The sequence below is a fragment of the Rhodococcus shunpengi genome (genome assembly GCF_048381395.1).
Classification (GTDB): Bacteria; Actinomycetota; Actinomycetes; order Mycobacteriales; family Mycobacteriaceae; genus Rhodococcus.
Map to the genome: position 1 here is coordinate 415,877 of NZ_JBLWIU010000008.1, position 14,391 is coordinate 430,267.

The following is a 14,391-nucleotide window of genomic DNA, read 5'->3' on the forward strand; positions in this document are numbered from 1 at the left end:
TGACCCCCGGCGGGCGCGAATCGGCGGTCCGTCTGCTCACGGCAGACGGACCGGTCGTTCCGGCAGGTCAGTCCCCCGCGGACCGGACGGCGCTGATCACCGCTGCGACGAGGACGGCCAGCAGCAGGATCACGAGCAGGACGGGTCCGAGCAGCAGCACCAGCGCGATCACGACGGCCAGGCCGATCTTCGCCTTGGTGCTGAGTCCGGAGATCAGCCCGCCCAGCGCGGCGAGGGCCGGGTTGCGACCCTCCAGCGCCGCCCGGATGCCGGCGAGGACCGCCTGCAGTCCCACGCCGCCGCTGGTGACCTCGCCGAGGAGCGAGTCCACCCATCCGCGGATCTTCCGGATCAGTCTCGCCCCGAGTCCCCGGAGTCCGGCCAGCGCGGTGCGGACACCGGCCCGCAGCGCATCCTTCAATCTCTCGAGGAGCGATGTGGGTTCCGGCGGTGCCTGCTCGGGCCGTGTCTGCTCGGATCGTGTCCGTTCACGCGCGGGACGGGTCGGTTTCCCTGTCCGCGCGTCGTTCACCGGCGGACGCGATCGTCGCCTCTCCTGCGGAGGCGCCGGCTTCGCACGAGCGCGGGGCGAGGCGTCCGAACGGGTCGATGTCCGAGTGGTCGATCGGGACGAGGTTCGGGTCGAGGTGCGCCGCGAGCCGGTTCCGGGGTCGCGATCTCGACGCCGCGCGGTGTTGTCGGGTTCGCGGGTGCCGCGCCGCGCGGTGGGCTCGGGCTCGCGAGGTCGACGGCTGCGCGTCCGCGCAGGCTCGGCGGGAGTCTCCGTCCTCGTGGTCCTCGCGCGCGTCGCGGTCGGCCGCCGCGCCGGACGGGAGGTGCGGCGGGCTTCGTTCTGCCGAGCACTCATACCGCTCGCCTTCTCTCGTGGACGGGCACGGTGCCTCTCAGTGAACGCCGGATTCCGGGTCCGGTCAACGGCCGACGGAGCGTTCACCCGGTACGCAAAGGGATGGACCCTGTTCAAGATCGGTAACGGCTCTTGGAAGAATGAGCAATGCCCTCACAGCACACGGGGAGGTGTGCGCATCATCGTTCGCGATGGGGAGTGCGCGCGCGACGTAATCCGAAGGAGCACCGACAGACGTGACCGAGCAATTCAGTTTCGAAACACTCACGCCCACGGCATTTCTCGACCGTTCCGCCCGGGTCTTCCGTGACGACCTCGCAATGGTGGACGGCGACGTCCGCCGCACGTACGCCGAATTGCGTGACCGGTGCCTGAGGCAGTCGGGCATGCTGCACGCTCTCGGTATCGAACCCGGCGACCGTGTCGCGGTGCTCGCGCCGAACACCTCGTTGATGCTCGAGGCGCACTACGGCGTGCTCTACGCGGGCGCCGTGCTCGTCTCGCTCAACACGCGCCTCACCGCGCCGGAGCTGCGGTTCATCCTCGAGCACTCGGGCAGCCGGGTCCTGCTCGTCGAGGAATCGCTGGCCGACCTGGCCCGCGAAGCGACGGCCGATCTGCCGTCGATCACGGTCGTCGGTGACGACTACGAGGACAAGCTCGCCGCCGCCCGCCACCGGTACGTGCCGCTCGCCGACGAGCGCACGATGATCGCCCTGAACTACACGTCCGGCACGACGGGTGATCCGAAGGGCGTGATGTACCACGCGCGCGGCGCCTACCTGCAGGCCCTGGCGATGGTCGCGCACTTCGGGCTCGACAGCGGATCCACCTATCTGTGGACGCTGCCGATGTTCCACTGCAACGGCTGGACGTTCACCTGGGCCGTCACCGCAGCGGGTGGCACGCACGTGTGCCTGCCCAAGGTCGACCCCGAGCGGATCTGGGATCTCGTCCGTACCGAGAACGTCACGCACCTGTGCGGCGCGCCGACCGTTCTCGCGTCGCTGGTCGACGCCCCGAATGCGGGCGGCATCGATCATCGTGTCGTCGCGGCGATCGGTGGCGCACCGCCGGCGCCCGCCCTCATCGAGCGGTGCACCGCGCTCGGACTCGACATCACGCACCTGTACGGGCTCACCGAGACGTACGGCCCGGCGGCGATCTGCGAGTGGCGTTCGGAGTGGGACGTCCTCCCCGAGGACGAGAAGGCACGGCTGCGCTCGCGGCAGGGCGTGGGCAACGTCGTGGCCGGCGAACTCCGCATCGTCGATCCGATGGGATCCGACGTGCCCGCCGACGGCGAGACGACCGGCGAAATCGCGCTGCGCGGCAACAACGTGATGCTCGGTTACTACAACAACCCGGACGCGACCGCCCGCGCCGTGCCGGACGGCTGGTTCCGCACCGGCGACATCGGCGTCATGCATCCGGACGGCTACATCGAAATCCGCGACCGCGCGAAGGACGTCATCATCTCCGGTGGCGAGAACATCTCGTCCGTCGAGGTCGAGGCGGCCCTCATCAGCCACCCGGCCGTTCTCGAGGCCGCCGTCGTCGCGGCGCCGAGCGAGAAGTGGGGCGAACGTCCCGTCGCCTACGTGGCACTGCGCAGCGGCGCGAGTGCCGACGAGGCGGAACTGCGCGCGCACGTGCGTTCGCAGCTCGCCGGTTTCAAGGTTCCCGACAGCATCGTCTTCGGCGCCCTGCCGAAGACCGCTTCGGGCAAGATCCGCAAGGTCGAACTGCGCGAGCGTCTCTGAGCACCGGCCGGGGCGGTTCCCGACGTCACCTCTCGTCGAGAACCGTCCCGGCCCGCTCGGGCAGCGTGAACGCCGCGAGCGCGGCGACGACGAACGACGCGGCGAACGCACCGAAGACGAGACCGTTGCCACCGGCGCCCAGCAGCACCGGCACCAGCAGTGGCGCGATGATCGACGCGAGCCGCCCGAAGGCCGCCGCCGAACCGGTGCCGGCGCCCCGGACCGGCGTGGGATACAGCTCGGGTCCGATCGCGTACAGGGCACCCCAGGCGCCCAGGTTGAAGAACGACAGCGCCATGCCCGCCGCGACGATCGTTCCCGGCGTCTCGGCGAGCCCGAACAACCCCGCCGAGACGGCCGACCCGGCGAGGAAGACCCCCAGCGTCAGGCGGCGGCCCCACACCTCGATCAGCCACGCCGCGACGCCGTAGCCCGGTAGCTGGGCGAGCGTGATGAGCAGCGTGTAGCCGAACGAGGTGACCAGGTCGAAGCCCTGCGCGACGAGCAGGCTCGGCAACCAGATGAACGCGCCGTAGTACGAGAAGTTGATGCCGAACCACACGATCCACAGCGCCGCGGTGCGGCGGCGCAGGTTCGGCGCCCACACCGAGCCTCGGGGTGCGAGCTCGACTTCCGCGACGGTCCGGACGGGTTGTTCGTCCTCCGGCGCGGAAGTGACACCGGCCGAGCGTTCGTAGTCGCGCACGATCGCCTCGGCTTCCGCGTGCCGTCCGCGACTCTCGAGATAGCGCACCGATTCGGGTAGGCCGAACCGGACGACGAGGGCATAGGCGGCCGGGACGAGCCCGACGGCGAGCGCCCACCGCCACCCGTTGTCGCCGGTGGGAACGACGAAGTAGCCGATGAGAGCGGCCAGGAGCCAGCCCACCGCCCAGAACGCCTCGAGGGCGACGACCACGCGGCCTCGCACCTTGCGGGGCGCGAACTCACTGACCAGTGTCGACGCGACGGGCAGTTCGGCGCCGAGACCGAGTCCGACGACGAACCGCAGGACGATGAGCATCGCCACCGAGGTCGACAACGCCGCCGCACCGGTCGCGAGTCCGTACACGAGCAGCGTCGCGGCGAAGACCTGCCGGCGTCCGATACGGTCGGCGAGCAGACCACCGAGGGACGCACCGATCGCCATGCCGACGAAGCCGATGGATCCGATCCACGAGAGCTGCGTCGACGACAGATCCCACTGCACGGCCAGGGCTGCCATGACGAACGAGATCAACCCGACGTCCATGGCGTCGAGGGCCCAGCCCACGCCGGAGCCGGTCAGCAGGCGGCGATGTCTGCCGGTGAACGGCAGGTCGTCGAGCCGCTGGGTGCGAGTGGTCATGCACCGAAACGTACCGCAGCGCTCGGGCGCCGATCAGCCGCGCGCGGCGGCCTCGAGCGCCGACACGTCGATCCGGCGCATCTTCATCATCGCGGCGGTCACGCGCTTCGCGACCTCCGGATCGGGGTCGGCGAGCAGTTCGTTCAGCCGTTTCGGTACCACCTGCCACGACAGGCCGTACTTGTCCTTCAACCATCCGCAGGCGGATTCCTCGCCGCCGTCGGCGGTCAGCGCGTACCAGTAGTGGTCGGCCTCCTCCTGGTCGGCGCAGTCGATCTGGAAGGACACCGCTTCCGAGAACCGGAACTGCGGTCCCCCGTTGAGTCCGTAGAAGACCTGACCGTCGAGGAAGAACTCGACCGTCATCGGAGTTCCCGGTGGGACCGGGATGTCGCCTCCGGTGGACTCCTCGGTGTAGCGGGTGATCTCACCGATCTCGGAGTTGGGGAAGACACCGATGTAGAAGTTCGCGGCCTCCTCGGCGTTCATGTCGAACCACAACCACGGGGTGATCCTGGGCATCGTGACTCCTCGTGTCGTCGAATGTGTTCCACTGTCACGAAGGCAGACCCTGTCCGGCCCGGATTCTCATCGCCGCAAAGCGGGACAGCATGCCTCTACCGCCTCGACATTGTGCAGGACACCTTCAACACGCAGACCGAAGCCGGGAACACGCTCGCAGACCTCGTTCTCGGTGACATCGACGTTCCGGACGAGCGGGGTTGTTTCGCACTGCGCCGCGGCGAGCCGTGGTGGGCGGAACCGTCGGTGCTCGTTCGCAGCGACGAGCAGGCCGAACGGTTGTGGCGCGAGAGCGCACGGCTCGTCGGACTGCCCGACCGTTGGGTCCCCCGGGCGTAGCATCGGGTGGCATGGGGAGCGCCTCGCGGTCCTCACGGCCTCTCAGCGATCGTCTCGCCGCACGGGCGCGACGCGTGTTCGTCGGTCGCGATGCCGAGCTCGAGATCGTTCGCTCCGCACTGGACTCCCCCGAACCCTCGATCGCCGTGCTGTACCTGTACGGTCCCGGAGGCATCGGCAAGACCTGCCTGCTCGGCGCGATCTCCGATCTTGCGGAACGGCGCCGTCGCGCGGTGACGGTGATCGACGGGCGCAACACGGATGCGTCGCCCGGTTCGGTCCTCGCGTCGGTCGATCGTCGCATCGGCGACCGGCCGAGGGTGCTTCTCCTGGACTCGTACGAGCGGCTACGTGTGCTCGACGACTGGATCCGAACCGACTTTCTTCCCGGTCTTCCTGCGACGACGCTGACGGTGATCGCCGACAGGTCGCCGCCCTCCGCAGGATGGCGCACCGATCCGGGCTGGGGTGATCTGCTCCGGATCGTGTCTCTCAGGAATTTCGACCCCGCTACGAGCGCTGCCTACCTCACCGCTGCGCGGGTTCCCGAGGAATTGCACGACGAGATCATCGGGGCAACGCACGGACATCCGCTCGGGCTCGCTCTGCTCACGGACGTCTTCGTCCGAGGGGGCGACGTACGTGCGCCGTGGCCGCCGGATCTCGTCGGGATGTTGCTCCGACGGTTTCTCGACACCGAGCCGGGGATCGCACATCGCCGTGCCCTGGAAGTGTGTGCGCTCGCCCGGGTGACCAGCGAAGCCCTGCTGCGCGACGCCCTCGAGCTCGCCGATGCACACGCCGAGTTCGATTGGCTCCGTGGGCTGTCGTTCGTCGAAGCAGGGCCGGACGGGTTGTTTCCCCACGATCTGGCACGCGACGTCCTCGACGCCGATCTGCGCTGGCGGGATCCCGACGCCTACCGGTACACCTTCCACCGCGTGTGGAAGGCCATTCGCCGCGGTCTCGATTCTGCAGAAGAACGCGAACAGCAGCAGGCCATCGTGGACCTGAAGTTCGTGTTCCGCAATCTTCCCGGTGTGCTCTCGCCGGTGGATTGGCAGTCGTGGGGAAGCGCGCAACCCGAACGTGCGGAGCAGGCCGATCACTCCGCGATCGTCGAACTCGTGCGGACATCGGAGGGAAACGAATCCGCGGTGCACGCGCGACGCTGGCTCGAGCGGCAACCCGAGGGGTTCTTCGTGCTGCGCGACACCGACGGATCGATACGTGGTGTGATCGGTCTCCTGGAACTCTCGCGAGCGTCACCCGAGGATGTCGGTGCCGATCCCGCGACGCGCGCCGCGTGGGATTTCGCCCGGCGGACAGCGCCTCCCCGTCCCGGCGAGTGTGTCACGATCACACGCCTCGTCATCGACCGCGCTGAGTACCAGAATCCTTCTCCGACAATGAACTCGGTTCCGGTGCTCACCTTCCAGCGCTATCTCACCCTGCCCCGTCTGTCGTGGGACTTCCTGACGCTGGCGGAACCCGACCGGTGGAACGAGTACTTCGCGGTTGCAGATCTCCCCCGTGCCGAAGGAGCGGATTTCACGGTCGGCGATCGTCACTACGGACTGTTCGCCCACGACTTCCGCCGACGGGATGTCGACGAGTGGCTCACCGTCGTCACCGATCGTGCTCTGGCTCAGGGGCACAGCGGTCCCGAACCCACGATGCCCCCACCTCTCACCCTGTCGGAGAGAGAATTCGCGGAGGCGGTCCGAAGTGCGTTACATGACCTCCATCGGCCCGATCTCCTCTCTCGTAATCCCTTGTTGCATACGAGGGTCCTCCACAAACGGTCCTCTCCCGACGATCCCGATCCGGCGGTGCTGCGCGCGCTCCTTCGTGAGGCGATCGACTCCTTGGCGAGCGACCCTCGGGACGACAAGCTCTTCCGTGCGGTGGACCGCACGTACGTGCGCGGTGCTGCAACACAGGAAGCAGCGGCAGCCAGACTCGGGCTGCCGTTCAGTACCTACCGCCGACATCTGACCCGCGGCGTCACCCGCGTCGTCGGATGGCTGTGGGATCTGGAGGTGTACGGCGAGGCACCGTCCGCCCGTGAGCACATGTGAGCAGATTCCGGCCTGTCGCCCGAGCACCTTCCGCAGCGACGATCGATTCCGCGGAGGAGGTGTGATCATGTCGATCGGAGAGCGCGCCGTGGTTCTCGGCGCGAGCATGAGCGGATTGTCGGCGGCCCGTGTCCTGTCGGACAGGTTCGCCGAGGTGACGGTGATCGATCGTGACCGTCTGCCGGCCACGGACGAACCACGCCGTGGGGTGCCCCAGGGACGGCACATCCACGTGCTGATCTCACGGGGACAGCAGCTCGTCGAGGAGATGTTCCCCGGGTTGTCACAGGAGCTGACCGCTGCAGGTGTTCCCACCCTCGACCATCTGGGCGACGTACGGTGGATTCTCAGTGGTCACCGGATTCGTCGTGCGCCGAGCGGACTTCGAGTGCTGGCGGCCGGTCGGCCGCTGCTGGAGCGCCGCATTCGTGACCGTGTGGCGGCGTTGGCGAACGTCGAGATCGTCGAACGGTGTGATGCCGCGGGTCTCGTCACGACCGCGGACCGCAGCCGGGTGGCCGGTGCGCGGATCATCCGCCATGCCGACGGAAGTGCCGAGCAGGTGCTCGATGCCGACCTCGTCGTCGATGCGACCGGACGCGGATCTCGCGCCTCCGAATGGCTCGGGAGACAGGGCTGCCCGCGGCCCCGGGTCGACACCGTCGAACTCGATGTGGGCTACGCCACCGCGGTGTTCCGCGCTTCGTCGGTTGCACTCGGCGGCGACCGGGGCATCGTCATGGCGCCCACACCCGAACACCCACGCGGCGCTGTCCTGCTCACCCTCGAATCGGATCGATGCATGGTGGCTCTGATCGGGGTCCGCGGCGAAACCGTGCCGGCGACCCGGAGGGACTATCTCGAATTCGCACGGTCCCTGCGGTACCCGGACGTGTACGACGCGATCGCGGATGCCGAATGGGTCGAGGACGTCGTCCGGTATCGCTTCCGGGCGAGCACATGGCATCGCTACGACCTTCTCGACCGATTTCCCGACGGATTCCTCGTCCTCGGCGACGCGTTCTGCAGTTTCGATCCGATCTATGCCCAGGGGATGACGGTCGCCGCCCTCGAAGCCACCGCAATGGGCCGCCTCCTCGACGACCACGGGCCGTCCGCTGCCGTGCAGCGGGAGCTCGCGCGTGTCGTCGACGATGCCTGGGCGATGTCCACCGGTGGCGATCTCGCGTTCCCCGGTGTCGAGGGCCGGCGGGATCCGAAGACGAGGATCGGCAATGCATACGTACCGATGGTGCACGCGGCAGCCGCATACGACACCAGGGTGGGCACAGCCTTCGCCCGGGTGTCCGGACTGCTGGATCCCCCGTCGGCATTGATGCACCCCGGAATCATGGCACGTGTTGTCCGGCAGAATATTTCGCATTCGGTCGTGTGGCCGTGGCGCCGAGCCGACGGATCCGCGATGCCGCCTCGCCGGTCGTCTCCGGGTCCCGCGGGTCCGGCGGCACGACCTTCGCCCCTCTCGCAGACCGGGCGTATGCACACGTAGTCGCCGGAGTGGGTATACATCGTCCGTGACGAAGAAGACGCGCGATCGCAGGAAACCGGGGCGGCAACGGCACCGGCCGCCGAGCACCGCGCCCGCACCACCGGCGCGATATGTCGAGGATCCGACGCTGCCGGCGGCCTGGCTGGTCGACATCGACGGAACGCTCGCGCACATGAGCGACCGGAGTCCCTTCCACTGGCACAGGGTGGGCGAGGACACCGTCTCCCCGGCGGTCGAGGCCGCGGTGCGCGCGTTCGCCGCCGCACCCGACAGGGCCGCGATCGTGCTGCTCTCGGGACGCGACGGCGTGTGCCGGCCGGAGACCGAGGAGTGGCTCGTCAGGCACGACATCCCCTACGACGAGCTGTACATGCGTCCGGCAGGCGACAATCGGAAGGATTCGATCGTCAAGGCCGAGTTGTTCGACCGTCACATCCGGCACCGCTATCGCATCATCGCGGTGCTCGACGATCGCGATCAGGTGGTGCGCATGTGGCGTCGGATGGGACTCGTGTGTTTCCAGGTCGCAGAGGGCGATTTCTGAGGGGGATCTGCACACGTCCGATACTCGACCGGTGACTCAATCGCTCTGGGACACTTCGGTACTCAGCGCGGTCGGCGGGACGAACGGCGCCCCACCGAGATCGACGCGTCGGGCCCCGCACCCGACGCAGCGCACGTACAGCACCTGTCCGATCGACGTGGCGTGACTCGACTCCACGCTCCACGCGTGTTCGTGAGCGGGAGTCCGGAGGGGGCATTCCTGTGGGTTCCGAGCTTCGATAGCGGTCATGTCCACCACCATGATGTAATGGCCTTATGCATCTCAACCCTTACGGCGAGTATGCGGTCCTTCTCGCGGCGTCACTGGCCGGCGACTGGCCCGACGATCGGGACGGCATCGTGGCCCGTACGCGCGAGGTGGGGATGACCATGGACTTCCCGACCGCGCCCGACGACCATCCACGCACCCGCGAGGTCATCGACGACTGGCTCGCCATCGTCGACGCGTCCGACCCCAGGGAACGTGCGCGCCTGCTCAACGCGCAGATGGCTACCGCAGCGGCCTATCCCCGGCTGACCGATCACGACGGCGAGGGATGGCACCTGCACTACCGCGACGAGGTCCAACCGCTTCCCGACGTACTGCGCGCGGTGATCAGCGTCGGCACGGCACTGCACCTCACCACGCGCGGAATGCACCGCCTCCACCGGTGCGCCGCAGCGGACATTCCCACCAACCCGTGCTCGGCCGTGGTCGTCGACATCACCCGCAACGGTCGCCAGCAGTACTGCTCCGTGCGCTGCGCGAACCGCGCCGCTGTGCGCAGGCACCGAGCGCGGGCAGCCCAGCAGCGTCGACCCGCATAACCGAGTAGCACATCGCACTCGGGGACGGGCTTGTCCCCCACGTTCCCCCGAACCCGACGGGTTGGGAAGCTGAACGGCAGACACCCGACCGATCCGGAGGCCCCGAGAACCATGGCTGCTCGTTCCACCACCCACCCGCCGAGGATCGACGCTCCGGACCTCGGTGTCCTCACCGACGCGGACGGCGACGAGCTGCTCGCGCACGGGATCTTCGAGAGCGTGCGCTACACCGACACGGACCTGACGGGCCGTGATCTGACGGGGATCGTCCTGTCCGAATGTTCGCTCGTCACACCGATCGTCGCCGACAGCGACCTCACGAGCGCACGCCTGCGCGACACCCTGGTCGAGCGCATGCAGGCACCGAATCTGTTCGCGCCGCGCAGCAGCCTGCACCGCGTGCACATCCGGGACAGCCGGATCGGTGCGCTGGACCTCTTCGACGCGGATCTGCGCAGTGTCACGATCGCGGATTCGAAACTCGGCCTGGTCAATCTGCGGGCCGCCGCGGGACGCGACGTGCTCTTCCGCGGCTGCATCGTCGACGAACTGGACCTGGGCGGGGGCACCTTCACCCGCGTCGCCTTCGAGGACTGCTCCGTCGGCGTTCTCGACGTCGACCGCGCGACCCTCGACCAGGTCGATCTGCGTGGCCTGCGCATCGACACGATCCGCAACATGGGCGGGATGAAGGGCGCGACGATCGACGCCCACCAGGCCGTAGCCCTGGCAGGGCAGTTCGCCGCCCACCTGGGCCTGCGCATCGAGGACCTTCCCTGAGCACTGCGCTTCAGCGGTCGGTCAGGTCCCGCATCTCCGCGTAACGCTCCCGCACGTGCGGGGCCGGGTCGGCCTCGTAGTGGCGGCTCGGTTCGGGTTCCCAGGTGGGAGGCTCGTCGCCTCCGCGCAGCACCCACGCCGCCTGCCGGGCCGCGCCCCGCGCCACGTACTCCCCTGGTTCGGGAACGTCGACGGGCATGCCCAGCACCGCCGGCGCCAGCTCGCACACCGCCTGCGAGCGCGCTCCACCGCCGACGAGCAGCACCCGTCGGACCTCGGTGCCCTGCGCCCGGATGTGGTCGATGCCGTCGGCCAGCGAGCACAGCAGGCCCTCGAACGCCGCGCGGGCGAGATGGGCGGGCGTCGCCGTTCCGAGCCGCAGCCCGTGCAGGGCGCCCGTCGCGCCGGGACGGTTCGGGGTGCGTTCCCCTTCCAGATACGGGACCAGCACGAGTCCGCCGCTGCCGGCCGGCGCCGAGAGTGCGAGCCGCGTGAGTTCGGTGTGGTCGACGCCGAGCATCGTCGCGGTGGCGTCCAGTACCCGGGCCCCGTTGAGCGTGCACACCAGCGGCAGGTGCCGGCCGGTCGCGTCGGCGAATCCCGCGACGTAACCGTTCGCGTCGCGGGGCGGTGTCGTGGATACGGCGCACACCACGCCCGACGTGCCGATCGAGACGACCACATCGCCTTCGCGGACGTCGAGGGCCAGCGCGCTCGCCGCATTGTCGCCGGCCCCCGGACCGAGCAGGGCGCCGGCGACCGTCTCACCGATGCTCTCGGCCGGCCCGGCGACCCGCGGAAGGATCGGGCTCGGCCGGCGCAGGGCCAGTTCGAGCAGGTCCCGACGGTAGGTGTCGGTGGATGCGTCGAAGTAGCCGGTGCCGCTCGCGTCGCTGCGATCGGTGGCGAGCCGATCGAGGTCGCGGTCGGTGCGCATCGTCCACGTCAGCCAGTCGTGCGGCAGGCACAGCGCCGCGGTACGGTCGGCGTTGCCGGGTTCGTGGTCGGCGAGCCAGCGGGCCTTCGCGACGGTGATCGCCGCGAGCGGGACCACCCCCACGGCCTCGGCCCACGCGGCCGAGCCACCGGCCTCGTCGACGAGATCGGCTGCTGCCGCTGCGGATCTCGTGTCGTTCCACAGCAGCGCGTCGCGGACCACGTCGCCGCGATCGTCGAGGCACACCATGCCGTGCTGCTGCGCTCCCACCGAGATCGCCGCGACGTCGTCGAGTCCGCCCGCTTCGGAACACGCCCGATCGAAGGCGGCGCGCCACTCCAGCGGGTCCACTGCGGTGCCGGGTGGATGCGGAGCACGACCTTCGCGCACGACGGCTCCGGTGTCGGCGTCGCACACGACGACCTTGCACGACTGGGTGGACGAATCGATCCCGGCGACGAGCGTCATCGTGCCGCCTCCCGGGCCGCGGTACGGTCGGCCAGCGTGGGCAGGTCGGCGCCGGCGCGCGCGACGGTCAGACCGGAGGTCCACGCGGCGGTGGCGAGCACATCGCGCAGGTCGTCGATCCCGATGCCGCGCAGCCGTTCCCGATTATCGGCGCCGAGGAGCCCGCAGGTCCACAATCCGTCGAGCAGACCGGCGGTGAAGGCGTCGCCGGCGCCGACCGTGTCGACCACCTCGACCCGCACGGCGGGCACCTCGACGGTTCCGGCCGCACACAGCGCCACCGCACCGTGTTCTCCGCGGGTCACCGCGACGATCGCCGGCCCTCGCGAGAGCCAGTCCCGTGCGGTGTCGAGGGGATCGCGGTCGGGCGCGAACCACGTCAGGTCCTCGTCGCTGGCCTTGACCACATCGGCGAGCGAGACGAGGCGTTCGATCCGTTCCCGCCCGCGTGCGGGGTCGTCGATCAGCGCAGGGCGGACGTTCGGGTCGAAGCTCACCGTGGACGTTCCCGCCTGCTGCGCGACGAGTTCGGCGACGAGATCACAGCCGGGTTCGAGCACCGTCGCGATGGATCCGGTGTGCACGAGCACGGCGTCCACCGACGGTGGTGGCTCGACCGGATCCCAGACGATATCGAATTCGTACTTCGCGGAACCCTTCTCGTCGATCTCCGCCTGCGCGGTCGCTGTGCGCTCGGCTGCCGCGCTGCCCGGTGTCAACGACACGCCGGAGGCGGCGAGATGGTCGACGATCCGCCGTCCGCGAGCGTCGGTGCCGACGCGTGTCGTGAACTGCACGGGCCGGTCGAGCCGCCCCAGACCCAGTGCGACGTTGAGCGGGCTCCCGCCCACATGCTCGACGGGTTCGGCACCGCCGCGGTGGACGATGTCGACGAGGGCTTCTCCGACGACGAGCGCGTGGCCGTTCATTCCGGCTCTCCCGGAAGTTCCTTCAGGGTGGCGCGGGCGCCGTCGTTGTGCAGGGCGTTGAGCGCCCAGGTGTAGGCGTCGACGAAGCGGTGGTTCTGCGCGAGATCACCGAAGACCTCGGTGTTCTCGATGAAGGCGGTGGGATGCGTGAGTTGTCGTCGCGCGATCGGGACGAGCGTGTCGGCGAGTCGGTCGACCACCTCGATCGGTTGCCCCTGCTCGTCGACGCCTTCGGCGTAGCGCGCCCACGAGGCGACGATCGCCGCGGACAACTGCACGTGACCACCGGTGGCCAGGTTCTCCCGGATCACCGGCACCAGCCACTTCGGGATGCGATCGGACGACTCGGCGCACAAGCGGGCGATCGTGTCCCGGATCTCGGGGTTCGCGAACCTCTCGATGAGGGTGGTCTTGTACTCGTCGAGATCGATGCCCGGCACCGGTTTCAGGGTCGGTGTCGCTTCGGTGTCCATGTAGGCACGGACGAATCCGGCGAGGAGCGGATCTTGCGCGGCCTCGTGGACGAGCCGGTATCCCATGAGATACGCGAAATAGCAGAGCCCCTGGTGACCCGCGTTGAGCAGACGCAACTTCATCAGCTCGTAGGGAGCGACGTCGTCGACGATCTGCACTCCCGCATCCTCGAAGGGCGGGCGCCCGTCGGCGAAGGCCTCCTCGAGGACCCACGAGGTGAAGGGCTCGGCGGCGACCGGCCAGCGGTCCTGCACGTCGAAGCGTTCGGACAACGCCGAGACCACCTCGTCGGTGGTCACCGGGGTGATCCGGTCGACCATCGAGTTCGGGAAGCGGACGTGCTCGGAGATCCACTCCGCGAGATCCGGATTCAGAAGGCGCGCGTATTCGGTGAAGACGCGGCGCGCGACGCTTCCGTTGCCCTCGATGTTGTCGCACGACATCACCGTCGGGGCGCGCAGTCCCCGCTCCCGACGCCGGGCGAGAGCCTCGGTGACGAGACCGAAGACGGTGGCCGGGGGTTCACCGGACCGCAGATCGTGTTGCACGGCCGGATCGTCGACGTCGAACTCGCCGGTGTCGTGACGGATGTTGTAACCGCCCTCGGTGACGGTCAGCGAGATGATCCGGGTGGCCGGGGCCGCGAGGAGCTCGATGACCGCCTCGGGATCGTCGGGGGCGTAACGATAGTCGACGATCGAGCCGATCACCCGCGGCTCCCACGTGCCGTCGGGATGGGTGAGCACCAGCGTGTACAGGTGGTCCTGCGCGGCGAGTGCCTCCTGCATGCGGCGATCACCGGGGAGCACCCCGACGCCGCAGATACCCCATTCCTTCGCCTTCCCCTGTTCGAGGAGCCGGTCGACGTACATCGCCTGGTGCGCGCGGTGGAATCCGCCCACACCGAAGTGCACGATGCCGACGGAGACGTCGTCGCGCCGGTAGCTCGGGACGGGCACGCCCAGCTCGGGGAGCGTCTGCTCGTTCACGTGCATGGATCT

The 14,391-nt window shown here is 69.0% G+C and carries 13 protein-coding genes; 7 read left to right on the forward strand and 6 right to left on the reverse strand.

Annotated elements, in window-relative coordinates:
* Positions 1-67 precede the first annotated feature (67 nt).
* Positions 68-421, reverse strand: a complete 354-nt coding sequence (locus ACNJ7K_RS02785; RefSeq protein WP_120284048.1) for a hypothetical protein — start codon at positions 419-421, stop codon at positions 68-70.
* Between the two features lie 683 nt (positions 422-1,104).
* Here ACNJ7K_RS02785 and ACNJ7K_RS02790 point away from each other — a divergent pair.
* Positions 1,105-2,631, forward strand: a complete 1,527-nt coding sequence (locus tag ACNJ7K_RS02790; RefSeq protein ID WP_487041160.1) for an acyl--CoA ligase family protein — start codon at positions 1,105-1,107, stop codon at positions 2,629-2,631.
* A gap of 25 nt (positions 2,632-2,656) precedes the next feature.
* Here ACNJ7K_RS02790 and ACNJ7K_RS02795 read toward each other — a convergent pair whose 3' ends face one another.
* Together ACNJ7K_RS02795 and ACNJ7K_RS02800 are read right to left on the reverse strand one after the other, a co-directional pair.
* Positions 2,657-3,979: an MFS transporter gene (locus ACNJ7K_RS02795; protein ID WP_487041161.1), complete on the reverse strand. Its 1,323-nt coding sequence runs from the start codon at positions 3,977-3,979 to the stop codon at positions 2,657-2,659.
* Positions 3,980-4,012: 33 nt separating this feature from the next.
* Complete coding sequence (locus tag ACNJ7K_RS02800; RefSeq protein WP_088896644.1) at positions 4,013-4,501, reverse strand: VOC family protein; 489 nt, start codon at positions 4,499-4,501, stop codon at positions 4,013-4,015.
* Positions 4,502-4,612: 111 nt separating this feature from the next.
* Here ACNJ7K_RS02800 and ACNJ7K_RS02805 point away from each other — a divergent pair, with 111 nt between their 5' ends.
* From ACNJ7K_RS02805 to ACNJ7K_RS02830, 6 genes are all read left to right on the forward strand, one after another.
* Positions 4,613-4,840 (forward strand): hypothetical protein, encoded by a 228-nt coding sequence (locus tag ACNJ7K_RS02805; RefSeq protein ID WP_120281818.1) that lies wholly within the window; start codon positions 4,613-4,615, stop codon positions 4,838-4,840.
* Positions 4,841-4,851: 11 nt separating this feature from the next.
* The gene (locus ACNJ7K_RS02810) at positions 4,852-6,921 is read left to right on the forward strand and encodes an ATP-binding protein (protein ID WP_159418930.1); all 2,070 of its coding nucleotides are present in this window, start codon (positions 4,852-4,854) and stop codon (positions 6,919-6,921) included.
* 67 nt (positions 6,922-6,988) lie between these two features.
* A complete protein-coding gene (locus ACNJ7K_RS02815) occupies positions 6,989-8,431 on the forward strand; it encodes an FAD-dependent oxidoreductase (protein ID WP_487041162.1) in 1,443 nt (480 codons plus the stop codon).
* Positions 8,432-8,456: 25 nt separating this feature from the next.
* Entirely contained in the window at positions 8,457-8,975 is a 519-nt protein-coding gene (locus ACNJ7K_RS02820; RefSeq protein WP_487041163.1) for a phosphatase domain-containing protein, read from the forward strand.
* Between the two features lie 275 nt (positions 8,976-9,250).
* Complete coding sequence (locus tag ACNJ7K_RS02825) at positions 9,251-9,802, forward strand: CGNR zinc finger domain-containing protein (protein WP_064852918.1); 552 nt, start codon at positions 9,251-9,253, stop codon at positions 9,800-9,802.
* A gap of 111 nt (positions 9,803-9,913) precedes the next feature.
* Positions 9,914-10,582, forward strand: coding sequence for a pentapeptide repeat-containing protein (locus ACNJ7K_RS02830; RefSeq protein WP_039586358.1), 669 nt, complete (start codon positions 9,914-9,916; stop codon positions 10,580-10,582).
* Positions 10,583-10,592: 10 nt separating this feature from the next.
* Here ACNJ7K_RS02830 and ACNJ7K_RS02835 read toward each other — a convergent pair whose 3' ends face one another.
* The 3 genes from ACNJ7K_RS02835 to ACNJ7K_RS02845 are packed head-to-tail and all read right to left on the reverse strand — an operon-like array spanning position 10,593 to position 14,385.
* Positions 10,593-11,987, reverse strand: a complete 1,395-nt coding sequence (locus tag ACNJ7K_RS02835; RefSeq protein WP_487041164.1) for a xylulokinase — start codon at positions 11,985-11,987, stop codon at positions 10,593-10,595.
* On the reverse strand, positions 11,984-12,916 hold the full coding sequence (locus ACNJ7K_RS02840) for a carbohydrate kinase family protein (protein WP_120281813.1): 933 nt from the start codon (positions 12,914-12,916) through the stop codon (positions 11,984-11,986). The genes ACNJ7K_RS02835 and ACNJ7K_RS02840 overlap by 4 nt, the downstream gene beginning before the upstream one ends.
* Entirely contained in the window at positions 12,913-14,385 is a 1,473-nt protein-coding gene (locus ACNJ7K_RS02845; protein ID WP_230790870.1) for a mannitol dehydrogenase family protein, read from the reverse strand. Before ACNJ7K_RS02845 ends, ACNJ7K_RS02840 begins: the two co-directional genes overlap by 4 nt.
* Between the last annotated feature and the right edge of the window lie 6 nt (positions 14,386-14,391).